Source organism: Enterococcus timonensis, assembly GCF_900104595.1.
GTDB classification, from domain to species: domain Bacteria; phylum Bacillota; class Bacilli; order Lactobacillales; family Enterococcaceae; genus Enterococcus_J; species Enterococcus_J timonensis.
The window spans coordinates 112787-136967 of sequence record NZ_FNVY01000003.1 but is presented as its reverse complement, the minus strand read 5'-3'; the positions used below and the strand labels follow the sequence as shown (position 1 = coordinate 136967).

Below are 24181 nucleotides of genomic sequence, written 5' to 3'. Positions count from 1 at the left end.
TTTTTCATATCCTTTATTCTTATTTGTCAATACTCAAAATCAAATAACTATATGGTAAAATTTCGTGTGATTCAGCAGTATAGGTTTTCTGTTGCAAAAGATCAATTGCTGATTTTTTTAAAGTAAAATCACTAGAAGATGACGTCATATTTGCTAAATAAAGTTGGATCGTTTTCGATGTTTCACGACGATACTTCACAACATTTTCTCCTAACACTAATAAATCTTGACTTTGTTCAAATGGTAAAATCTCTGATTGTAAATAATGTTTCAATGTTAAATCATTGGCAAAATCCGCTGGCAAGCCTCCTAAATAAGTTACACTGCCCGCCCCGATATTTTTCTTGGCACAAGTTACTTTGCCGTCAGATGTTTTAAGTGAAATTTTCCACGTATCATCCACTTTAAAAGTTGTAATTAAGCCATTGAGCAACCATTTTTCTTGACCCGAAACTTCATAAGAAGAAAAACGTTCTACAAATTGATTTACTTGCGATATTTCTAACCACTCACCGATTTCATCTAAACCATTTTTTACTGGCCAAGTAAGTTCTTTCGTTCGATCACCAGTCATTGGTCCTAAAATCAATTGACCTCCATTATTTACAAATTGTTTCAGCTTTATCAATACTTGAGGTGAAATGTAGCGAACAAACGGAACCAATAAAACTTTATAGCTAGAAAAATCAGCATTTTCTGGTATAAGTTCAGGACTGATTCCCGCTTTAATTAAACTTGCATGAAAATCACTTGTTAATGCGCGATGATTGTATATTCCACCCGTTTCAATATTATAAAAACGTTTGGCCGTATCAGAATAAATCATAGCAATCGATGAAGGCATAAGTTTACTTTCGTGTAGATATGGACGCATTTTTTCTAAAAGAGCACCGCTTTTTTTAACTTCTTCAAAGCCAAGATCAGGCTCGCCCCAGGTCGTAACCACCGTGCTATGTGTTTGTTCAACACCAAACTGATGGTTTCGATAATGCCAAAAGTTAAATGATTTCAAACCGCCCGCAAACCCGGTAAAGACTTCCGTTTCTAAAAAACCTGCCGGATGAGGTTGGACATAATTTTCCAAATGACCCGTATGTGAAGTGCTCGTTTCTAATAATAAAAGCTCCGTATGATTGCGGCGCGTATTACGGAAAGTATCTAAGTTAAAAAGAAAGGCTGGATAATTATCTGCAGAAGGATACGTATCAAAACCAACAACATCCAATTCAGAGAACAACTCTTCATTTAATAAGTTAAATCCAAATGCCGTGTTATGAGTAATAGGAATTGCTGTGTGCATCCGTAAATAATCACACAACCCCGCCGCAAAATCATTAATTGTTTCAGCGGTAAATTTTCGGAATGCATTTTGTAAAGATGAATTGTGAATAAATGGTGTTCTCAATGGCATCGGCACTTCGGAGAAATCACTATATTCTTCACTCCAAATTTTTGTGCCCCACGCTTGGTTTAAATTGGAAATTTCTCGATACTCAGTTTGTAACCAGAGTTCCCATTCCTTCTGGCAAGTGTCACAAAAACATAAATCTACATGACATTTAAATTCATTATCTAATTGAATAGCAACAATATTTTTGTATTGTTGAGCAAATTCTCCAATTTTTTCAGTCAATTGATAAGCTTTTTTTCGGAAATATTCATTATTAGTACATACGTGTTGACGCGATCCATGAACCATCACCGTTCCATCAGTATTTTTTATCAAGCGCTCTGGATGATTTTTCGTCATCCAAATAGGAGGTGTCGGTGTTGGGATACATAAGCAAACATCAATATCGTTTTCACTAAAGATATCCATTGCCTGTTGTAGTAGAGAAAAATCATACTGTCCTTCAACTGGCTCTAGCGAACTCCAAATAAATTCGCCAATACGAACAAAATTCATCCCTAAAGTTTTCATTTGGACAACATCTTTGCGGATGGTTTCTAAATCCCAAAGTTCTGGATACATACAAGCGCCGTAATAATATTTTTCAAACAATGGATCTTGACTAAGGTATTCTTTAATCCGAATAGCTACATAGCTAGCAATTGCCTTAGCACCAGCTTTTGCAAAATGTGTGTTATCCATTAGTCCAACAGGATAACGTTGACTCTCAGTTTTAGACCAATGTGCGAAAAGAGAACTGGATTTCTTTTCCCCTTCTTGTTGATATAAATGATTTGTATAGCGATTTAAATCAAAATAAGGGACCTCAGCCGATTGTGCAAGTTGGCGGATTACCGGGGTAAATTCTCGCAAGGTGGGGATTTGATTCCCATTAACAAAATTTCTTCGCTCCACTGGTGTACATAAAATTACTTGGCCTTGCTTGTCTTTTATCTGTTCAACCATCGTTTGTAAAAACAAATAATAATCATTTATCGGTACAGCATTCGAACCGGTTTGATCATTATGACCAAATTGTAGAAGTACCAGATCACCGGGGACGATTTTTTCCAATAATTGTTCGAATAATTTTTCTTCAATGAAAGATTTGGTGGAAGCTCCGTTTTTAGCAAAGTTTAAAACTTCTATTTTTGGAAATTGTTCATCAATAACTTCGCGTAAGACTTGGCCCCAACCAATCATGGGCCAATCTTTTTTTTGATAATCCGCAACTGTCGAATCACCTGCTAATAAAATTTTCATTTATACAGCTCCTTAAATATAATCATGCAAAAATTCAGTTAAAGCTAAAACATTCAGTGATGGACCGTATGGCATGGAGGTAATTGCAATATTTCGGTAGTAATCCAAATTATCCTCTAAACCAGTTCCCACGGATACGTCGTGAACGTCTCCATTTTCATCAGTTTTTTCCAACAGCGCTAAAATGGCTTTTTCTCCGACAATTCGATATTTTTCATCTACATACCCTAGCCGAACAGATTTTAAAATTCCATAAGCAAAACCCGCTGTACATGAGGTTTCTTCATAACTTTCCGGTTCTAATAATAAAGTGGACCACAAACCACTTTCATGTTGAATTTTAGCTAAAGTAGCTACTTGCGCCTCCAAAGTTTCCACTAAAAATAAATACAAAGCATCATTTTTTTCTAAGTGTAAAATATCGATAATTTCTGGAATCGCAATAGTAATCCAGCAGTTTCCTCGACCCCATAGCGCTCCAGCATAGTGATGTTTTTCAGAAAAATTCCAGCCGTGGAACCACAAACCTGTTTTTCGATCTGCTAAATATTTCGTATGAAGCATAAATTGTCGTTTGGCTTCTTCTAAATAGTCAGATCGATTTAAAAGTTGACCAATTTTTGCTAATGGCAATACAGTCATCATTAACGTATCGTCCCACATTTGCTGAACATTTTCTTCTCCATATGTTAAATGTTCAAAACCACCTTCATCTGTCCGTGGCAAAGTTTCCATCGCCCATTGGCTCCAACTTTCTAAATAAGGTAAAAAGCGAGAATCGCCAAATTCTTCATATAAAAAAGCCATCGTCAAAAGGGGAGCCATCGTATTAATATTTTTAGGCGGTGCACCAATAGTTAATTGATTTTCAAACCAATCTTGGCAAATTTTCAAAGCTTTAGTATCGCCGGTAAACTGGTAATATTTATAAATACCATACAAGCCTACTCCTTGTGGCCAGTTCCAGACATTCCAACTTTTATCATCTACTACCACGTCACCGAACTGGAGCAAAAATTCTCCGCTATCTTTAATAGTGGTCAAATTATCTAACAGTAATTGAATTTTATTTGTAACAATTTCCTTTTCAACAATATGTTCGACTACATTATGATCTCTTCTCATGATTTTCCTCCGATAATTGCAAATATTTTGTGTACACGCTATCAGTTCTTATCTTACCGATGAATTACCTTAAAATATGTCAACAATTTTGTTGAATCTTAGCACATTCTTGGTAGAGCAAAGAATTTACTAGTTAAAGACTAAATTCCTGTTGTCCTCACCTAAATTTAATAGCAGCTTAGTCCCTTGAATAGTTTTTATATTTTTAAAATAAACATCTTGGCACAAATTAACCGCAACTTCAGGTAATTGATTATTATTTTGCTGCAAAATAATATTTTCTAGCACAATATTTTTTAAATAACTTTTTTGTTCAGTATTTTTATAAAATCCTGTCAGTTCAACTGCCTTTTGTGGAGAGATAATTTCTGAATTTTTGAGGGTGATGTTTTTAAAAATAGGAAGATTTTCAGCTGGGAAACCATCAGAATTGTATTTTACGCTATGAACTAAAAAATGATCGAGCCGACAATCAAGAACAAGTAAATTATCTAAATATCCCCCTCGATCACAATGTGCTTTCACTTCCAGACCGTAGCGAGTATTTTCAATATGACAATCTCGAATATAAATGTTTTTTATCCCGCCTGATTCCTCACTTCCAATAGCCATTCCATTGCCACCTTGCATTTGTAAATCAAAAATACGAATATTTTCAGCCGGAATATTAATTTGATTGCCTTCTGGATTTTTACCGGATTTGATTGCAATACAATCATCACCAGTATCAAAGGTAGTATCAAAAATCAAACAATTTTTCGAGGAATCTGGATCCCAACCGTCACCATTGTCAATACCTTTTGAATGGATAGCAAGGCCATGCGTGGTGACCGTATCACAATATATCAAATGTACCGTCCATCCCGATGGCTTTTCTAAAGTAACTTGAGTAAGATGGACATTTTTACATTGGCTAAAACAAATTAACCTGCCACGAACTCGCCGCCCGCCTAGACCATCGGAAACGTATTTAGGATAAAGTTTTTTATCTTGGTAAATTTTCTTCATTTCGGTAGCTAATTCATTACCGCCGCCAATAATTTTTCCTTGCCCGCAGATACGGATATTTTCACAAGTTATTTGCTGACGATTCTCTGGCATAATGAAGCCCGCGTTTAGTAAGCTTCGATAACAAAACAATTCCCAACCTTCATAGCGGCTTAAAATTAACTGGTCTTCATTTTTCATGCCTTGATTTGAATTTGTCGATATATAGTCAGCTGGATTTAGACTTCCTTGTAATACGCCGTCCACTTGTAGCGTCATATTACTTTTCAGTTGTAATGCCCCACTTAACACGTTAGTTTTAGAAGGAATCCAGACGATACCATCTTTAGGACAATCATCAATTGCTTGTTGCAAATAATTAGTCGCTAACTTTTTCCCCGTACAATCCACTTCATAAGGGTCCTTTGTAACATCAATAACGACGGGTGTCTCTTTTGTGATAATTGTGAGTGTCATTGGTTTTTCTTGAGAGACACCTTGCATTTGGAGGGTGAATTGGTAGCGCGTCTTTGGTTGCAAATTTCTAACTGTGAAATGAGTCTTATTTGTGGGACGAAAAATAATTGGTTGACCATTTTGAAAAAGTTGATAACCTAAAACTTGATGATACTCTGTTGGTTTATCCCAAATCAAAGTCACACTATCATGGGCCAAAGTCCCTGGGGCTACGCTAAGCTTAAAATAATTGGGAAACATTTAGTACTCCTAGTTGTATACGGTATAGCCGTTCAAACAGATTTCGCTGTTTGAACTACCGAAAATTTTTTTTGCTTTATTTGTCCACTGTCCAAATTCACCCGTCACCATAATTTTCACTTGATAGGTTCCTTCTGATAGTGTTGGCGAAATATATCTGAGACCATCTTGTAGATAATAGCTATAAAAATCAATGATTTGTTGATGGACTACCTTTTCTTCGTCGTTGAAAATTAAAACTTCAGCATACCCGCTGTGCTGATTAGTTTCACCGAATAAGGCAACCGATTTTCCAGTAAAATGAAATTGGAATTGTTTTCCTTTTTGACTTTCTCGAAAAATAATTTTCTCCTGAGGGACAATAGAAACTTCTTTTCCTGTTTGGTAATCCCACGCTGAAAAAAACTGTGGGATGGATAAAAAATGCTTTTCACAAATTAATGGCAGCCAAACGTATGTTGCGCCATCTTTTTGTTTAGGAAATGACCACCGATCACCCATAAACATTAAACAATCTTGCCCATTTCTTTTTTCCTTAAATACAAAAGTACTCTGCGAATTATGCGTTAACGTATTTGGCGGACAAAATAGACCACCTTCATGCCAAGGACCGCTTAATTTGTCAGCATAGAAATAATAATTATCATTCCGTTCCCAACTCGTCTTATGAGAAAAAATAAAGAAGTATTCTTCATTCTGCTTAAATAATACTGGCGACTCCCCACCAGGAGCTAAATTTTCCAAAACTTTCTTCTCGCCTGATTTAAAATCTTTGCTTAGCTGATAAATTGTTCCTTCATGCAACACAAGATAGCCCACTCCATCGTCATCCACGAAAACGCCCATATCCCAAGCACGAACCTCTTGATTCTGAAATTTCAATGCCCCTAAAAAGTTATATGGCCCACTAATTTCATCGCTAATTGCTAGTCCAATGACTGGATCATCGTACAAAAGAGAGTCCGTATGCATAAGCATGATAAATTGATTTGTTTCCGGACATTGGATAACTTTTACTCGCTCCCCAATTCGATTGGGGCCTAAGTAACCTGAACTCTGGGGAACGAGCGACATTTCTTCAAAATTCCAATTAACTAGGTCTACAGAAGAGTAACAAGAAAAACCCGTGAAATGATTTTTTTGATTTGTTTTATATTCGCCAAAAAAATAATAATGGTCTCCTTGTTTCAATAAACTCCCTCCATGAGCATTTACGGTATTACCTGTTTGGTCAAACCAAGGAATCCCGTTGGCAATGATTGCTGTCATTTTTTCTCCTTTTATTCTTGCGGTTTTACACCGCCCTATTTTTGTGTAACCACGTCTATTTACCACTCCTCATTTTTAACTATACGGAGAAATGAAATTTCCGCAATAGGAAAAATTTGTCCAAGTTGTTCTCTGTGGCATCCTAAAACGTTAATACAAAAAGCATTTGATTTTCTTTTTCAATTGTAAAAGTACAATCTACTTGAGAAAATCAAATGCTTCTTTTTAATAATTTAATTAAGTTGTTCTTTTTGAACTTTTTAAACAGTTGAGAAACTTTCTTTTCATCCAAAAACTATTTTAATCCAGTTGTGCTTATTCCTTCCACGATGTATTTTTGGAATAGGAAAAAGATAGTAAGTACCGGAATTAAGGAAACAACCGACATTGCGAACATCGCTCCCCAGTTCGAGCTACTAGATGAATCTAAGAATTGTTTTAAAGCAATAGAAACTGTATATTTTTCCGGTTTAGTTAAATAAAGCATTGGACCGATCAACTCGTCCCATTTCCAATAAAAACTAAAAATTGCTGACGTTGCTAAAGCAGGCTTGATTAGTGGTAGGATAACTCTGAAAAAAATACCTACTCGTCCACATCCATCCATTTTCGCTGCTTCATCTAAATCGGTGGGAATACCTTTAATGAATTGGACCATTAAGAAAATAAAGAACGCTTGCCCAAAGTATGAAGGTACTGTCACTGGGAATAATGTGTTCACCCAATTTAATTGATTGAACCAAAGATATTGAGGAACCATGATAATTTCCGCTGGTAACATCATCGTCACCAATACACAGGCAAACCAAAAACCTTTACCTTTAAAGGGGATTCGTGCAAAACCGTATGAAATGACCGCTGATGAAATGACCGCACCAACTGTAGCGATTACAGCAATTCTTAGCGAATTAAAAATATAAGTGACAAATGGAATATCAGCGATTCCTTCGAATCCTTTAAAATAATTTTCAATCGTCCAGTTTTTCGGAAATAGTTGAGTTGCAGTGCTAAAAATATCGCTATTTGGTTTAAAGGAACTAAAAATTAACCAGAACATGGGATAAAGCATTAAAATAGCAATAATTAAAATTAAGACATCAACAACGAGGTTTCTTTTTTTAATTTTTACTTTCATCCCTAAACCTCCTCGTTTTCAGAAAATACCCAGAATTTCGAAGTCGCAAATAAAATCAAAGTAATACCGCCGACTATCAATAATAAAATCCAAGCTAGTGCTGATGCATAACCCATTTTAAAATCTGTGAAAGCTTTTTGATAAACATATAAAGAATATACTAGTGTACCATTTCTTGGCGATCCGGTCCCATTAGAAATAATATACGCTGGTGTGAAGGTCAAGAAAGACTGAATAGTTTGCATAACTAAATTGAAGAAAATAATTGGCGTTAAAGTCGGTAGAGTAATACTAAAAAATTGTTTGATTTTACCAGCGCCATCAATTTGAGCAGCTTCATATAACTCATTTGGAATATTTTTTAAACCTGAAAGAAACACCAGCATTGACGAACCAAATTGCCAACCTGCTAACAGAATTAATGTAAATAATGCTGTTCCCGGATTTTTAAAGAAGTAAATCGGATCCATTCCTAATGAATTCAAAATTCCATTAATCAAACCGGAATCACCAAAAATATTCCGCCACATAATAGAAACAGCTACACTTCCTCCGACAATTGAAGGAATATAAAATAAAACACGATATGCTCCAGACATTTTTGAGGGACGATTGATGAGCATCGCCACCGCTAAGGCGATAATCAACCTCAGCGGAACAGCGAAGACAACGTATCTCAAAGTTACAAGTAATGATTCTCTGAATTTAGGATCATCAGTTAAAATTTTAGTGAAGTTTTGTAACCCAGTAAATTTAGCAGGAGAGAGCATATCATAATTATGAAATGCCATGAAAAGCGAAATTCCCATAGGTACGACAATAAAAAGCGCGAATCCGATAATAAAAGGTGATACAAAAAGGTAGCCTGACAAATTATCCTGTCTAGAAGTTGATAATGATCTAAACTTTCCTTTCATCCCTTTTTGTTTCCCTTTACTCTGCATAATTTTCCTCAAAAATTTCTTTTGCTTTAGCAACATAACTATCATAAGCTTCTTTTGGAGTCATTGTTTCGTAAGTAATTTCAGCATAAACATCTTTAAAGTGACTATTTAATTCAGAATAACCCATTGGTGGAATTGGTGAAGGGTCACCAACAACATCAGCAATATTTTCTAAGTAGTCAGCTGTTGCTTTTTCAATATCAGTCATATCAGGATACAAAGCTGCTTTGATTTCACTATTAGATGGAATACCTCGTTCAGTACCTAAAATTTTGGCTCCTTCTTCATCATTAATCATGTAATTAACAAACTTAGCAGCAGCATCTTTCACTTTAGATGTTTCAGCAATGGAGTAAAAGAAGGTTGGTCGGTAAGATAACGCTCCTGTTCCTGAGTCGTAAGGTAATTCAAGGCTTAAATTTACACCTTCTGCCGCAGAATCAGTAAAGGTCACAAATTGGTTAGTCCAAGTTTGATACAACCCAGCCTTCCCCAAGGAAAGAGGATATTCATCAAAACTTTTAATATTTGTAACTACTTCTGCAGTTGGCATTGCTTTAGCTTTTACCATATCTTGAATACTTTGCATGAAACTTACAAAATTTTCCTCTGAAAATCCAACTTCAGGTTTCCCGTCTTCATTATATTTATAAAGATCTTCACCTTTTGAACGTAAATAATATTGCAAAAGAACGGAATTATCTGAGTTATCAACAAACCCATATTCATCACTATCTTTCTTTAAATCTAGAGCAGCTTTTTCAAAATCTTGGTATGTGTAGGAAGAAAAATCTAATTCTACCGAATCTTTAGCTAAGAAATCTTTATTCACTAACATACCCATAGAGTTCATTGCTGGAGCTGCTCCATAAAGTTTGTCATCTAATTTTCCAGTTTCAATTAAAGATTTATCAATATTGGTTGTATCAATGGTGCCACCGTCTTTCAAAAATTCTGACATGTCGGCCAATTGATTTTTACCGCCATATTGCGCCACATAAGTTAAATCCATCTGCAGTACATCTGGTAGTTCGCCTGCCGCTGCTTTTGTTGCTAATTTTTTCCAATAGTCATCCCAAGCTGAATATTCATATTCAATATCAATATCAGGATTGGCTTTTTCGAATGCTTCAATGGCTTCAATATACGTTTTATGTCTTGTTTCGCTTCCCCACCAAGCAAAAGAAACTTTTGTTTGACCGTCTTCTGCCTTAGATCCTTCATCTTCTTGTTTGCTTGATCCACAAGCCGCCATTAATAAAGTAGCGACCGCTAACGTTCCAACCAGTAATTTTTTGTTCTTCATTTTTATTCCTCCTCTTTTTGAATGCACTTTCATTCTAAAAGAAAACGATTCATAAAAACAGTTAAAAATTCGACTAAAAGTTACGAAAATTCTACTTGTTCATTTTCCTCAAAAAAAATGTTCGTTTTTTTTAGTTTTATGCTATGATATGCTTATAGTAAACGTTTACTAGAAAGAGGTGTCTTATGGTTAACCTAAAAAATTCATTTATGCAATTAATGTCTTTTTTGATGAATCTAATTTTTCTTAACTTACTTTGGATTTTATTTTCATTCCTAGGGCTGGTTTTATTTGGCCTAGCTCCCGCTACTGTTTGTTTATTTCATTTTCTTGATCTATTACGACTGGAAAAAACTATCCCTAGTTTTAAAGAATTTTTTATTGAATACAAAAAAAATTTTTTTTCAGCAAATCGGAATGGCGTGTTATTTTTAATTTTTACTCTTCTTTCGTTGCTTAACTTCAAATTCTCATTGACTTTCTTTAGCCAAGCGGTCTGGCTTCAAGGTGTATATTTAGCATTGGTTTTTATTTTCTTAGTTTCCGAAGTTCTTATCTTAGCTAATCAGGCCAAAATACATTTAACCTTTATTGAAAATATCCGTTTAATTTTGGTGGAGATTTTTCGTTTCCCTGTGCGTGTTCTAGCTATTATTTTTACTATTTTTGTGGTCACTCTTATATTAAGTAGTCACCTATTTATATTCTTGACTTTTGGCATTGCTTTGGCCTTATATTTAGTTAACTTTATCCACTCCGATATGCTAAATGAAGTCGACAAGTTAAAAAATAAACTTCAGAGCTAATTTCCATGAAATTAATGAATTTATTTAAAGAAGTGCATCATCTTTCTTATTCCAAGAAAATTAAATTTTTCATGTTTTTGGTTACCGTGGGCCTATTCCTGATTACTATTTTAATTAATATCATCTTTTGGCACTTACTTTCTGATCGAGATTTTGAAAAAAGCGAAAGTGAGTTGTTTTACATAACTACTGAAATCTCCAATTCATTGGAAAGTCCTAAAAATATGGCTTATAAATTAATTGGTGATGATTATTTTCAGGAATTAATGGTAGCAAGTAACCAAGATAATTTATCCAATACTGATAAATATATGTCCGGTCGTAATCTAAAAGAACTAGTTCGAAACACCTCAATGAGCGAGAGGAACATTGCTTCGGTTTATTTGATCAGTGAAAAAAATGAAAGCTTAGGTAGCGTTCTGACCAATTCAAATCAGATTTTACCTAACTTGTCCTTAGATGATATTCTCCAAAATTTTCCGAACACGCCAAGTCCGGGTAAATGGTTTTTCTCAACAGAAATAAATCAAGCAGTTTTCGCACAAAAAATTTTCAATACACACGATTTATCTTTAAATTACTTAGGGACAATTATTATTTTGTTGGACACGACCTTCATTAAAACAAAACTCCAAAATAGCTTGAATTTTACTGATGATAATATCTTTCTTATGAATTATGATGGTCAATTATATCCAACAACTTTTTCTAATGATGCAGAAATCCAAGATATATCAAGCAGCTTTAGTCAAAAGAATCTTTTACATTTCAACCAGAAAAGAATTGATTCGCAAAAAGGCACTTATTACATTTCCTCTACTGTTTCTAATGATTCAAATTTTAGTTTTGCATACTTAATTCCAGTTAAAGTAATTCTATCTAGTCTCATTCGTATTGAGGTTATTTTTGCTTTTTTAATCCTTCTATTTATTCTTCCGTTACTTCAAGCAATCAACCGTATTTCTAAACGAATAACCGAGCCAATTATCTTACTAGCTAATAATATGAATAACTTGCAAAACGAAACAGATATTATTCAATTAAAAAATGCTTCGGATATTAGCGAAAACAGTAATGACGAGGTTGCTAAATTATATGATGGTTTTAGAAATATGCTCACACGTATTGATCACTTAATTGACGATAATTACAAAATCAAAATTCTCTCTCAAGAAATTGAATTTCAAGCACTACAGGCTCAGTTAGATCCTCATTTTTTATATAATACCTTGGATTCAATTTATTGGTTAGCACTAGAGAATAATGAAAGTAAAATTGCTGAAATGGCACAATCTCTTGCCCTACTTTTTCGAAAAAAAATTGATAATACTTCAGCAATAGTCACACTAGATGATGAGCTAAAGCTGGTCGATGCTTATACTAAAATTCAACTCATCCGTTTTGAACACCGAGTAACTTTTACTAAAAACATTCGCATGGACAATTTAGATATTCAAGTCCCTAAATTTATTATTCAGCCCCTAATTGAGAACTCTTTTAAACATGCTGTTGAAAAATCTAACAATCAAGTAGATATCTCTTTAAATATCTCGGTCAAAAATCAATTTCTCTTTATCTCAGTAACTGATACTGGTCCTGGATTTTCTTCTCCATATTTAGATTTTCAAAAAAATGGAATTGGTCTAAATAATATCAAAGAACGACTCCGTATTTTTTATGGTCCAGAATCTTCCTTAACGATCACATCCGAAAGTAAAATTGAGACGAAAGTCCAGCTGAAAATGCCCATTAAATTTAAGGAAAAAGGTGAGATTAATGATTGATGTTCTAGTTATCGATGATGAGCCTATCATTGCTCGTGGGATTGCAAAAAAAATTTCTTCCTTATCCGAAGATGAAATTAACCAAGTTGATTTTTCTTTCTCGAGTGTACAAGCCTTACAAAAATGTAAAGAACACTCTTATACCTTAGTTTTCACTGATATAAATATGCCCGAAATTAATGGATTGGAACTAGTAGCTAAACTTTTAGAAACTAATCCACAAATGCAAATCATTGTGGTGACTGGTTTTGGTAGTCTTAAATATGCCCAGCAAGCCATGGAACTGGGTATACGACATTTTCTAGAAAAACCTGTCCAAACTGATGTTTTACAAAGAGCCCTAAACGAAACTTTAGAAATAATTTCCAAAAATAAATTAAAAGAACGTCTACATTTGTCAAATTCAATCGAAAAAATGATTTCAGATAAAAACTTTGTCTTTCAGCATTCACTTTTCGAACTGTCCCCCACGCTCATCATGTTTGACTATAGCCATGAAAAAAATTTGATTCCCCCTTTACTAACTAGTTTAGATCCAGATATTTTAGCTTCTGGTCACATTCAAGGAACTAACTATTTCTTAATTGCTCTTTCCCCTAATCAAATAAAACACATTAGGATTAAATTTCCAAAAATGCAAGCAATTATTTTTATGGCCCAAATTGAGAAAGCATCAGATTTATTCGCATATTTCCAAATAGGAAAAACTTTATTAGAAAAAGAATTTTATTTTGATGATGTTCAGTTCCTTTCTAACTTTTCAGAACAGAAGCAATTAGCCTCAGAAAGTTCATCAAATTATGAAGAGTTCAAAAATCAATTGCTCTCTTCAATACTGTTAATGGATTTTCACCAAGCAGAGACTGATATTGAAAAATTTTTAGATAACTGTAAACTTCAATTAAATTCCATTTATCGCTTAAAAGTTCAAATTAATGATTTAATACTTCAACTTATTGATACCTATAGAGTTCCAAAAGATACAATATTAGAAGAAGTTTCTGCCTTAATTTTTTTAACGAAGCGAATAAACGACCTCAACTTCTTACTTCATTACTGTCTCAATAAAATCAAGCAAAAAATTAATCCCCAAGAATCAACAAATATTCCTGCAACGTTAAACTATATCATTGAGAACTACTATGGAAATAGTGAGCTTTCACTTAAATGGATTTCAAAAAATATCTTTTATCTTAATCCGGAGTATCTAGGTCGAAAATATTTTCAAATTACCGGCCAAAAGTTCAATAATCGTCTATTAAATTATCGAATTGATCAAGCAAAGAAATTATTATTTGAAGGAAAATCGGTTTCTGAAGTTGCAGAGTTGGTTGGCTATAAAAATAATCCAGAATACTTTTTTCAAGTCTTTAAAAAAATTGAAGGACTCACACCACATCGCTTTTTGATTTCTATTCTAAAAACCCAATCTGACTATTAAAATAAAGCCCGCTTGACGTGATTTCTACGTCAAACAGGCTTTTTAGTTTACAAATAAAATTGGTCTATTTTTTCTTTTGCTTTACCCAAAGCTTCATCTTTTGTTTCTTCCAAAATAATATTGAGATGTGGTTTATATTGGTCAATAATTTCTAATATTTCTTTGTTTTTTGTCAAACCATCCCCAAAGTTAGTTGGAATTAGTTTTTCATTTTCTATCGTAAAATCTTTTAAGTGAACAGCGACAATTTTTTCACCAAACATCTCAAAAGCAGATTGAACCAATTCTACTTCTTGTTGATAAGTTTGAGCATTCAGCAAGTTTACCGGGTCAAGTATAATTCCTAAATAATCGGAATTGACTTCCGTAATCAACTGTTGAACTTTCTCTAGCGAGTACAGTGGATGATTTAAGCCCGGTTCAATAGCAATCATTACTCCATATTTTTCGCCAGCTGCTACAAGTTGCTTAACTGAGTCGACTACTTTAGCAAATGCTTCAGGGGTGTAATTTTTTTCAGTGAAAATAATTTTTTCTAAAACGCCACCGGTTTCTGAAGCGACCATGCTAGCGCCAAAATAGCGTGCATACTTAACGTAAGAAATAAACTTTTGCAATGCTTCTTCACGGATCTTCAAGTCTGGATGAATCATATTAATGTAACAGCTCAAGATAGCTATTTGAATCCCTTCTTTGGCAAAAATATTTTTAAAATACGTTCCCATACCTGGACTCAAATTTTTAGCTTGTGATGGCATTTTAGGAAATGACATCCCCAATGCTAGTTGAATATTTTCGATATTATTTGCTTTCAGAATTTTGGCGAGTGCTTCGGGTGTATCGGCTGCAGTTATATCATGGCCACGAGCACCTAAATTAAATTGTGACATATAAATTCCTCCTTTTTTGTCTTATTCTAGCACGAAGAAAAATACCCTTCAAATTTTTTTTAGACTATCAAAAATTATATTTTTCTTTTTTCATACAAGTTAATTATTGCTACTAATAATCTCCTAGCATAAATCCTTGTATTGGACCTATTATCCCGCTTAGACGTGGATTATTATCATACGTATTGGTGAGACTGTTTTTGACTATTACTGTTAGGGAAAGTTCTTTTGTCGGTTCTTCAATCGAAATTTTCACTGTATATGGTGGCGCGTATGAAACTTGTCTGCTTTTTTCATAAATTAAAATATCATTGACCTTTCCAAAATCAAAAAGCACTTCGCCAAAAACTTCTTTTTCAAAATGGAAAACAAAATCATACGTGTTGCTACCAGAATAATCTGCTTGAATTTCAGCCCAATTTTGCAATTTTGTTAACGCTAATGGTCTGCTTTTAATTTGATAAGTTAGGCCAACTTCATACCAATCGGGTAATTTTTCTTGAGCCAAACTATCAGAAAAGATTTTCATCTCCGCTGGTTGCAAAGTAATTTCTTCATTGTGATAGGCAAAAATTTCGCCACTATTAGCGGACCAAAGCGATGCTGGAAGATCTTTTTCAAAATGGAAATGAAGCGGATTTTGTCCTTCATTAAAGAATAAATAAAAAGTTTCTTGGTCTTTTTTTATTTTGGAAAAACGCAGCTGGCTAAGATTTTCTCCTGTTATATGTGGTCGATTTTTAGCCGCTTGGGCAATTAAAACTTCTTGCTCTTTTTTTAAATATATTATCTTTAAGCCGTTACTTTCTAGAAAAGTTATTTCACTATCAGAAAGTCCGCAATCTTTCGTCGCCAAAATGGTATCGTAACTTTGTTGTTGTAGTTCATAGCGCCCATCCACAAATTTTCCTTTTGAAAAAAGCAATTCTTTTTCTAAATAATTAAATTCAATTTGTTGTTGATACAAAGATTGAACCTCTTCATAAGGAAGAAACGTTTTGCTCGTTAAAACGGCGATATTTGTCTGGTTGACACAATCCGTCAATAAATAACTTAACCGATTAGAATATTGGGCGAATTTTCCATATTCATTCCACCATAAATTATGGGGTCCAACATCAGGTGGACGTTCATCGCGCCGCTTGCCATCAATGGAATAAAAAAACGCATGAGGAAAAATGAGATTCACGCCGCGAACAAATAACCAATTGAGATACCATTGCATCTCTTGCATCGTTAAATCCCACGGCGCATGAGGACTACCGCAAGCGCCAAAAACTTCATTACTATTTTTTCGTTTTCCTTGATGACGAGCGGAATCAGCAGAACATTTTCCAGCCGTACTTTCACGACCGACAATGCCCGTTTGATCTGCAAAAGAAACAAAGCGCCAAACCATATCTTGTCCCGGTACACCAAAATAATCTAAAACACCGATATCCATTCCACTAGCCGGGTGCCCCATTAAGGCAATACCATGATTTTGGCACCACTGAGCCAGCGGCCGATAATAATTTTCAGTTAAATCTTTTTCAACACTTTCAGCATAGCTTTTATATAAGTCAGAATTTTTTTCGGCTGTAAAAAGTGTCGCTAGTTTTTCACTGCCAATTTTATTTTGGAGAATTTCTGCGGTTTCTTTTTTAAAAGGGAGCATCGTTTTCCGATGATTTCGCCCTAAAATACTAGGTTCATCAGTAAAAAATCCAATAATTGTCGAACCAAAAAAATTTGCCAAATGTTTAAAATAACGATCATGAGTTAAATGAATAAAACTAGCTACAGCTTGAGAATCTAGCAAATTTGCTGCTTTAGGGGCATTTTCTTGACCATCATCCTCGCTGTCATAAAGACCGCGAACAGTTCCTTTTGAATAGGCATAAACGAGATACCATTTTTTTGAATATTTATTTTCAACCATCGAAAATGATTGCTCTTTTTTAAATACTTGCCAAATTTCAATTATTTCATCGGAGTAGTTCGTAAATTCTTCTTGAGTATATAAAGCCAGTCCTTGAGCGGCAAATTCAGGATTTTTTCGGACGACTTCGCCATGAGCCGACCCCGATGGATACATTCCTTCATCGTACAAAATAACTTTCATTTCCAGTTGCGCTGCCACTTGCACGGCATAAGTCACCAACGAAAAAAAAGTTTCACTTAAATAAGGAATATTTTCTGACAAGCCCATTCGCGGATGAATAACAAATCCATAAATATGGCGCTGATAAAATTCATGAATACTTTCATAAATTCCCTCCTTGGTGATTTCTCCGTTCCAAAACCAAAAAGGAAACTGGCTATATTCATGAGGGGGATTTTGAAAGTTTTTAACTAGGTTATTACTGTTCATATGCAGCCTCGCTTTTCCCCAAAATTAATTTTTTTTATTACCGTGCATACTTTCCTCGTGCGCTATCGGTCTTCTCTTCCACATTCAAAACTACGTGATCCAGCACTAAATTTTTTACGGCGTGGATTTCGCCGAATTCGGTGGCGGTGATTTTGATATTTTTTAAGGTCAAGTTTTCGATAGGTTGTTCTTTCAGTCCGCCAAAATATAAAGCTCGGGAAAATTGTTGGGGATCTTTGGTGGCGTTAATTGTGTCGATTTCGATATTTTTGACACGGGTTAAGCCAGCGAGTCCTTTAACGTCATCGATTATTTTTTGCCAGTGAATTGGCAACTGGGCCACGTCTTCGGTATCACCGCTATAGCTGTAGGCGGGGAACCAATTTAAATCAAATTTCACGGCAAAATGAACATTGTGCATGGTGAGATTTTTAACGCGGATATTTTCAATAAAGCCCCCGCGATTTTTCGAGGATTTAATTCGAAAACCAACGCCGGTATCAAAAAATTCATTGTCCGAAATTTCAATATCGCGAATGCCGCCGGAAACTTCGCTACCTAATGTAATGCCTGAGCCGACGCCTAGTTTACAATTAGAAATTTTGACGCGTTCGGTTGTTTTTTGTTGGAGGAATGCTTCTTGTCCGCGGCCGGATTTGACGCAAATATTATCATCGTTACAAGCCACGTGACATTGATCAATCAAAACATCTTGCGACGAATCGATATCAATGCCGTCTGTTGAAGGACCGGGGCCATTTTTGATGGTGAGTTTTTTGACGGTGATAAATTGTGAGTACAAAATTTGGACATTCCAAAAGCCAGAGTCTAGCGAGTGGATTTGTTCAAGCTGAATATTTTGGCTATTTTGAATTAAAATATTTCTTGGGCGCTGGCAATCATAATCAACGATCCAGCGCAAGCCGCGTTTTTCGTAGTCGGCCATCATGCCACTTTTATGATCGGTGCCCCAATATTTTTCCCACCAAATTTTGCCTTGGCCGTTAATTGTTCCGGTGCCAAAAATTTTCACCTCAGAACAATCAACAATATTGATGAGTGCAGCCGGCCAAGTCATTTCGATGCCGGCGATGCGACTTTTTATTTGCGGATAATCAGCTAAATCTTGGCTGCCTAAAATTTCGCAGCCTTCTGCTAGTTCCAAGGTCAGTTTACTTTTTAAAAATAGCGAACCAATTTCGTAACGGCCAGCAGGGAGGACGAGCTTTCCATTTTCTGGGGCGTCGTTAATCATTTTTTGTAATTTTTTTGTTGTCTCAGTAATTTTATTCTTCATGAAAATCTACCAAATCAGAAATTTTTACTGGGAGTCCTGAAGCGATGGCTTTATTGGCCGCAACGCCGGTTAAAATGGACATCGCCCCATCTTTTAAGCCAGCTGCCCGGTGCAATGGATCTTCTTCGGGTACGCCGAAAATATCATTTAATAAGACTGGATCGCCACCGCCGTGTCCGCCATTTTTTTCTTCGATTTCTACTTCATAAGGCGCGCCAAACATTGGGAAAACTTTAATTGATTTTATTTTTGCGGCGCCCTCATTTTCTTGTTTGCCCCCAGCATTAACATAAGAACTTTCTACAACTTTCATTTCAATCCGTCCGCGGCTGCCATTAAAAACAACATTGTACCCTTCCCACGGTTGATAAGCGTTCAAAGAATAACTCATTTGCGCGCCATTATTATATTTCACCAATACACTCATAGTATCTTCTATGGAAATATCATCAGAAAAAACGGATCGGTCCCGCAAATAGCCGGAATCTTTTTCAGCGTCTAAATATAACGCTTTAAGATCAGGTGAAGAATTTAAATCTAGCGCAAAGGGATCATCTTGAGCCACGGGATTGCCGGTGGCGCGATAATAAAAATTGTGCATACCACGCTTTTCAGCATTTTTCATGCCATAAAAATTCAAATCGCCAAATGCAAAGACTGTTTGCGGCGTTGTGCCCAACCAAAAATTTACCAAGTCAAAATGATGAGTCGATTTATGAACGAGCAAACCGCCAGAATTATATTTATTCCGGTGCCAGCGGCGGAAATAATCGGCGCCGTGTTTTGTATTTAAAAGCCATTCAAAATGAACCGAAAAAACATCGCCAATTGTGCCGGCTGCAATCAGTTCACGAATTTTAGAATTATGAGGAGCATAACGATAATTAAAAGTTACTCGCAAGTTGCGACCGGTGCGTTTTTGGCAATCGATAATTTCTTGGGCTTTTTTTTCGTCAATAGTCATGGGTTTTTCAGTAATAACATCGTACCCTTTTTCCATGGCGGTCGTGATATAATGGTCATGCGTCCGGTCGACACTGGTGACAATAACAAAATCAGGTTTCGTTTCGTCCAGCATTTTTTCAAAATCAGTGTAAATGTAAGTCGGCACAGCTGGATGACCATTTTCTTCTAGGCGGCGATTGGCATAATCCATTCGCGTTTGCGATAAATCGCAAAATCCGACAATTTCTGAAGTTTCCTTAAAGGTGGTGGCAATCGCGTCATAATAAAAACGCGCCCGTCCGCCAGTTCCCACTTGTACATATCTTTTTTTCATCATTTTCCCTCATTTCTTAAATTTAAATTTTCTTTTAAAATAATTACCAAAATAATTTTAAGCAGGTGTTTTTTTGTTTCCCCAATTTGTAATTGAAAAAAGAATTCGCAAAACGCCATTTGCCATGCGGGTGGATCATCATCATCCAGAGTATGAAATTTATTATTTGGCTGAACTGACTGGCACGGCGCAAATTGAAATTGCTGATCATTTTTATCCGCTGCAAAAAGGCAGTCTGGTGATTATTAATGCCGGTCTTCCTCATCGGACGGATTTTTCGCAAGCTTCGGCCCATACGCGTTTTTTAATTGAGCTGCAACCAGATACTTTTGCCAAAAATTCGATTCCTTTTTTGACCAATACGCCGGCCTTTTTCTTCGCCCAACAAACCGGAGTCTATGATTTATCAGCCAATCAGCAAAAACAAGTTTCCGAAATTTTTGAAACACTCTATAACGAGTCTTTGTTTCGGGAAAGTTTTTTTGAATCCCGACAATTTTTAAAAATCGTCGAGCTCCTCCTCCTCTTAACCAGGTTTACTAAACAACAAGCCCAAGATGTGGAGCTAGGGTTGAAGCAGCAAGAAACGATTCAGCCGGTGGTGCGTTTTGTGGCCGATCACTTCGAAGATGATTTGCATTTGGCTAGTGTGGCGGAGCGTTTTTATTTAAATAAATCTTATTTGGCCCGAATTTTTAAAGCTTATACCGGACAAACGTTGCAAGATTTTTTGAACACAAAGCGCGTCAGCCAAAGTCAGCGTTATTTATTGCTTTATCCTGATTTGCCTCTAGACGAAATTGCCAAAAGTTGTGGATTTTCTTCAGAGGCTCATTTTTCTAAAACATTTAAGCGTTATACCGGCACCACCCCGCGTCGTTTTTTAAAAAACGAATCTTAAGACACCCTTATCTTAGCAGAAATTCCGCCAAAAAAATCGTTTACAGACTATCTCCCCACTTTTTAGAATTTTAATGGCATTTTTGCTCGAAATTGACCTAAAAAAGCCGACCTGATTACAAGTCGGCTTTTTTTAATATCGTTTTCGTATAACTTAGAACGTCTTGGGCTGTTTTTTCATCAAATGAAAAATGAAAATCGACAGCTAGTTGACGGCTAACTTTTAAAAATAATTTTTCAGTGGCGATTAAATGGTCACTGATTTTTTGTAAACTAGAAAAATCATGCAGAGCCGCTAACTGATCCATTGTTTCTTTGGGCAAATAATTTTTGAAATATTTATCATTTTTACCAACGCTTAACGAAAAATCTGTTAAAAGACCAATTTGCCAGCGGAATAAACGCCGTAATTCGCCTAAAACATTTTGGCTAAAGTGATCGACAGCGTAAAAATATTCATCCCGCGCTAAACCTTTCACCACATAAGTTGCCACCCACCAAAATTCGGTGCAACAGTCGTGAAACATTTGCTCAGTGGGAGCAGTCACCCAATATTGTTCGTCGCTTGCTTCAGGTATTTCGCCTAATAAATGATTAGGATCACTTAAAACTTTTAACAGTCGGTCTTCTTGTAGCCAAGTTTTGACAACAGACAACGGTGTTAGCATCAAATCAATGCGCCAGCCATCAGTAAATTGCATTAAAAATGTATAGCGCGGGGCCAACTCCGCTGGAAATAGCTCCATTGCTTCTGGTTGTTGGCTAGCTAAAATTTCGCCAAAAGCTGTTAACCAACTTTGATCGGCAATTAATTTTTCCGTGTCACCCACCACAAAGACAATATCAAAATCTTGAAAATCATCTGCCGGCACATTTTTATTCGTCCGCGAACCATTAAGCCCCACCGCCAAAACTTCCGGCAAAGAATCAGCAACTTTTAAAATAAGATCGTACATTTCCCGTTCACTGCGGCGCGTAATCGTTTCATTTCCCAAAAAACCACATCCCTTTTACACTTGAATTAGAGGTTGGTCAACCGTTTTTTTAAGTTGCCTAACACAAAATATTTTTAAAATCGAGAGGAGATTTACTATGACTGAAAAAATTTCTGTTGCTACAGTGGTGAACACCGGCGGGCGCGAGGGCCATTCCCAATCTTTAACCGGTGAATTAGATGTTTTAACTTCGGCCACAAAAAAAGCAGGTTACACTAATCCCGAAGAACTTTTCGCCGCCGGATTTTCTGCCTGCTTTAACTCGGCAATGATTTACCCGCTACAAAAACGCGATCTCGAAGATTTACCCCGCGCCATCCGTTGCGAAGTAAGCTTGATGGGCGAACCGAAGTCGGGAAATTATGAGTTGGCCGTAAAATTAATTGGCAAAATCGACACCTTGAGCCAAGAAGACACGAAACAAATCATGGAAGAAACCATGGAAGTCTGCCCCTACTCCAAAGCCGTCCACGGTAATATAAAAGTAGAAATAGAAGCCGAGGAAAAATAAGGTTGTGTTTTGCCTGTTTTGGGTTGTAGAAAATTAGGAAAAGCCACAGTGAATGGAACATTCGCGAAGGATTTTATCTATTTTCCTAAACCCAAGGCAAAACACACCGTCAAATAAGGTTGTATTTTGAACGATTAATGGCGTAGAAAATTAGGACTATGGTGGATGACTGCAAAGCAGTCAGGAAGTATTGTTTCTATTTTCCTAGCCATTGTTCAAAACACACCGTCTATTACCACCAGCAAAAACCTCACAAAAATCCACTCCAAGCTTTTCGGAGTGGATTTATTTTTTTCTTGGCGCAGCCTTCTTTTCATTTCCCGGCGCAAGCCGTTTTTTTTTATCCCCTGGCGCAGCCAGTCCGCACTTTTCCCCGTTCCAACTTTCTAGTCAGTAAACCCAGCAGAGTCGGCGACTGTTTTAAACCAATGACCAGATTTTTTAATTGTCCGGCGTCCGTCGTGATCGAGTTCCACACTAATAAATCCGTAACGATTTTTATAAGCATTGGTCCACGACCAATTATCCATGCACGTCCACATATGATAGCCGCGACAATTGCTGCCCTCGCCAATGGCTTGATGAACGTATTTCAAATGCTCTTTAACAAATTCAATTCGATAATCATCTTGAATTTCGCCGTTTTCTCCGCGGAATTTTTCTTCCCCTTCGACACCCATTCCATTTTCAGAAATGTAACATTCGATATTGCCGTAATTTTCTTTGAGATTTTTTAAAATGTCATAAATTCCTTTTTCGTAAATTTCCCATCCCCGATAAGGATTCATTTTGCGCCCTGGCATTTCATAATTATCAAAATAATCATCGGGCATTACTGGACTGCCGGCAACTTTTTTTGAAACTTTAGCTTTTACTCGGCGTGGTTGATAATAATTTACCCCTAACAAATCTACGTGATTTTCCGCAATGATTTGCAAATCTCCTGGCAACATTTCCGGTACAATATTTAAATCTTGCACCACTTCGATTAATTTTTCTGGAAAATGCCCCAAGACTGCTGGATCAAGGAAGCTGCGGTTGAAAAACGCGTCTGCATATTCAGAAGCTGAGACGTCAGCTGGATTATTTTCATCCCGTGGATAACTTGGCGTCAAATTTAAAATAATGCCGATTTGGCCGTCGTATGTTGCATGGTATTTTTCAATGGCCATCGCGCTAGCTAAATTTTCATGAAAGCCAACTTGAACAGCTTCTTTAAAAGAAACGTGGAGCGGATAATGGAATTGATATAGGTAGCCGGCTTCTACAGGCACAATCGGCTCGTTATGAGTGAACCATTTTTTAACTCGGTCGCCAAATAAATCAAAACAAGTTTCAGCAAATTTTACATAAGCATCCACCGTTTCCCGATTAAGCCAGCCACCTTCTTCTTGCAATTTCGCCGGCATATCAAAGTGATAGAGATTCATAAATGGTTCAATTCCTGTTGCCAACAGTTCATCGATCACTTGATTATAAAATTCCACCGCCTGAGCGTTCACCGCGCCAGTGCCATCTGGAATCAATCGGCTCCATTGAATCGACGTCCGAAAAGTATTGTGGCCGGTTTGTTTCATCAGTTGAATATCTTCTTTAAAGTATTTCATAAACTGCGAGGTTTTGTCTGGCCCAACGCCATCAAAAAATTTATCGGGAGCTTCTTTAAACCACACATCCCAAATCGAATCGCCTTTCCCGTCGCCTGCCACGTGTCCTTCCGTTTGCGGGCCACTAGCAGCGCTCCCCCACCAAAAATCTTTTGGAAAATTATATTCTGTCATGGTCATCC

At 36.2% G+C, this 24181-nt stretch carries 19 protein-coding genes; 6 read left to right on the top strand and 13 right to left on the bottom strand.

Annotation, left to right across the window (positions count from 1 at the left end; all coding sequences use genetic code 11):
* Nucleotides 1–19: 19 nt before the first annotated feature.
* The 7 genes from BQ5341_RS02455 to BQ5341_RS02425 form a co-directional block, all read right to left on the bottom strand.
* Nucleotides 20–2653 (bottom strand): beta-galactosidase, encoded by a 2634-nt coding sequence (locus tag BQ5341_RS02455; RefSeq protein WP_071130492.1) that lies wholly within the window; start codon nucleotides 2651–2653, stop codon nucleotides 20–22.
* Nucleotides 2654–2665: 12 nt separating this feature from the next.
* Complete coding sequence (gene bglB, locus BQ5341_RS02450) at nucleotides 2666–3778, bottom strand: beta-galactosidase BglB (RefSeq protein WP_071130491.1); 1113 nt, start codon at nucleotides 3776–3778, stop codon at nucleotides 2666–2668.
* Nucleotides 3779–3907: 129 nt separating this feature from the next.
* Entirely contained in the window at nucleotides 3908–5482 is a 1575-nt protein-coding gene (locus BQ5341_RS02445) for a glycosyl hydrolase family 28 protein (RefSeq protein WP_071130490.1), read from the bottom strand.
* A gap of 9 nt (nucleotides 5483–5491) precedes the next feature.
* On the bottom strand, nucleotides 5492–6751 hold the full coding sequence (locus tag BQ5341_RS02440; protein WP_071130489.1) for a family 43 glycosylhydrolase: 1260 nt from the start codon (nucleotides 6749–6751) through the stop codon (nucleotides 5492–5494).
* 295 nt (nucleotides 6752–7046) lie between these two features.
* Entirely contained in the window at nucleotides 7047–7886 is an 840-nt protein-coding gene (locus BQ5341_RS02435) for a carbohydrate ABC transporter permease (RefSeq protein ID WP_071130488.1), read from the bottom strand.
* 2 nt (nucleotides 7887–7888) lie between these two features.
* Nucleotides 7889–8677 carry a carbohydrate ABC transporter permease gene (locus BQ5341_RS02430; RefSeq protein WP_235836359.1) on the bottom strand — a complete coding sequence of 263 codons (789 nt, stop codon included), beginning with the start codon at nucleotides 8675–8677 and terminating at the stop codon, nucleotides 7889–7891.
* Between the two features lie 142 nt (nucleotides 8678–8819).
* Nucleotides 8820–10136 carry an ABC transporter substrate-binding protein gene (locus tag BQ5341_RS02425; protein ID WP_071130486.1) on the bottom strand — a complete coding sequence of 439 codons (1317 nt, stop codon included), beginning with the start codon at nucleotides 10134–10136 and terminating at the stop codon, nucleotides 8820–8822.
* A gap of 185 nt (nucleotides 10137–10321) precedes the next feature.
* Between BQ5341_RS02425 and BQ5341_RS02420 the strand changes: the two genes are divergently transcribed.
* Genes BQ5341_RS02420 through BQ5341_RS02410 form a run of 3 tightly spaced genes read left to right on the top strand, consistent with a single transcriptional unit; the run spans nucleotide 10322 to nucleotide 14167 of the window.
* Nucleotides 10322–10942: a DUF624 domain-containing protein gene (locus tag BQ5341_RS02420; protein WP_071130485.1), complete on the top strand. Its 621-nt coding sequence runs from the start codon at nucleotides 10322–10324 to the stop codon at nucleotides 10940–10942.
* 5 nt (nucleotides 10943–10947) lie between these two features.
* On the top strand, nucleotides 10948–12726 hold the full coding sequence (locus BQ5341_RS02415) for a sensor histidine kinase (protein WP_071130484.1): 1779 nt from the start codon (nucleotides 10948–10950) through the stop codon (nucleotides 12724–12726).
* The gene (locus tag BQ5341_RS02410; RefSeq protein WP_071130483.1) at nucleotides 12719–14167 is read left to right on the top strand and encodes a response regulator transcription factor; all 1449 of its coding nucleotides are present in this window, start codon (nucleotides 12719–12721) and stop codon (nucleotides 14165–14167) included. The genes BQ5341_RS02415 and BQ5341_RS02410 overlap by 8 nt, the downstream gene beginning before the upstream one ends.
* A 47-nt stretch (nucleotides 14168–14214) precedes the next feature.
* Here BQ5341_RS02410 and BQ5341_RS02405 read toward each other — a convergent pair whose 3' ends face one another.
* The 4 genes from BQ5341_RS02405 to BQ5341_RS02390 form a co-directional block, all read right to left on the bottom strand.
* Nucleotides 14215–15057 carry a sugar phosphate isomerase/epimerase family protein gene (locus BQ5341_RS02405; protein ID WP_071130482.1) on the bottom strand — a complete coding sequence of 281 codons (843 nt, stop codon included), beginning with the start codon at nucleotides 15055–15057 and terminating at the stop codon, nucleotides 14215–14217.
* Between the two features lie 112 nt (nucleotides 15058–15169).
* The gene (locus tag BQ5341_RS02400) at nucleotides 15170–17410 is read right to left on the bottom strand and encodes a hypothetical protein (RefSeq protein WP_071130481.1); all 2241 of its coding nucleotides are present in this window, start codon (nucleotides 17408–17410) and stop codon (nucleotides 15170–15172) included.
* A 37-nt stretch (nucleotides 17411–17447) separates the two neighbouring features.
* Nucleotides 17448–18707 (bottom strand): glycoside hydrolase family 28 protein, encoded by a 1260-nt coding sequence (locus tag BQ5341_RS02395; RefSeq protein ID WP_071130480.1) that lies wholly within the window; start codon nucleotides 18705–18707, stop codon nucleotides 17448–17450.
* Nucleotides 18697–19986 (bottom strand): Gfo/Idh/MocA family oxidoreductase, encoded by a 1290-nt coding sequence (locus BQ5341_RS02390; protein ID WP_071130479.1) that lies wholly within the window; start codon nucleotides 19984–19986, stop codon nucleotides 18697–18699. The genes BQ5341_RS02395 and BQ5341_RS02390 overlap by 11 nt, the downstream gene beginning before the upstream one ends.
* 73 nt (nucleotides 19987–20059) lie before the next feature.
* Here BQ5341_RS02390 and BQ5341_RS02385 point away from each other — a divergent pair, with 73 nt between their 5' ends.
* Nucleotides 20060–20887: an AraC family transcriptional regulator gene (locus tag BQ5341_RS02385; protein WP_071130478.1), complete on the top strand. Its 828-nt coding sequence runs from the start codon at nucleotides 20060–20062 to the stop codon at nucleotides 20885–20887.
* Between the two features lie 115 nt (nucleotides 20888–21002).
* Here the strand turns inward: BQ5341_RS02385 and BQ5341_RS02380 are convergent, their stop codons facing one another.
* Nucleotides 21003–21881: an aminoglycoside 6-adenylyltransferase gene (locus BQ5341_RS02380; protein ID WP_083378564.1), complete on the bottom strand. Its 879-nt coding sequence runs from the start codon at nucleotides 21879–21881 to the stop codon at nucleotides 21003–21005.
* 97 nt (nucleotides 21882–21978) lie between these two features.
* Between BQ5341_RS02380 and BQ5341_RS02375 the strand changes: the two genes are divergently transcribed.
* A complete protein-coding gene (locus BQ5341_RS02375; protein WP_071130477.1) occupies nucleotides 21979–22392 on the top strand; it encodes an Ohr family peroxiredoxin in 414 nt (137 codons plus the stop codon).
* 165 nt (nucleotides 22393–22557) lie between these two features.
* A complete protein-coding gene (locus tag BQ5341_RS10470) occupies nucleotides 22558–22782 on the top strand; it encodes a hypothetical protein (RefSeq protein ID WP_158661728.1) in 225 nt (74 codons plus the stop codon).
* Here BQ5341_RS10470 and gmuD read toward each other — a convergent pair.
* Entirely contained in the window at nucleotides 22779–24173 is a 1395-nt protein-coding gene (gene gmuD, locus BQ5341_RS02370) for a 6-phospho-beta-glucosidase GmuD (protein WP_071130476.1), read from the bottom strand. The genes BQ5341_RS10470 and gmuD overlap by 4 nt on opposite strands.
* Nucleotides 24174–24181 lie beyond the last annotated feature (8 nt).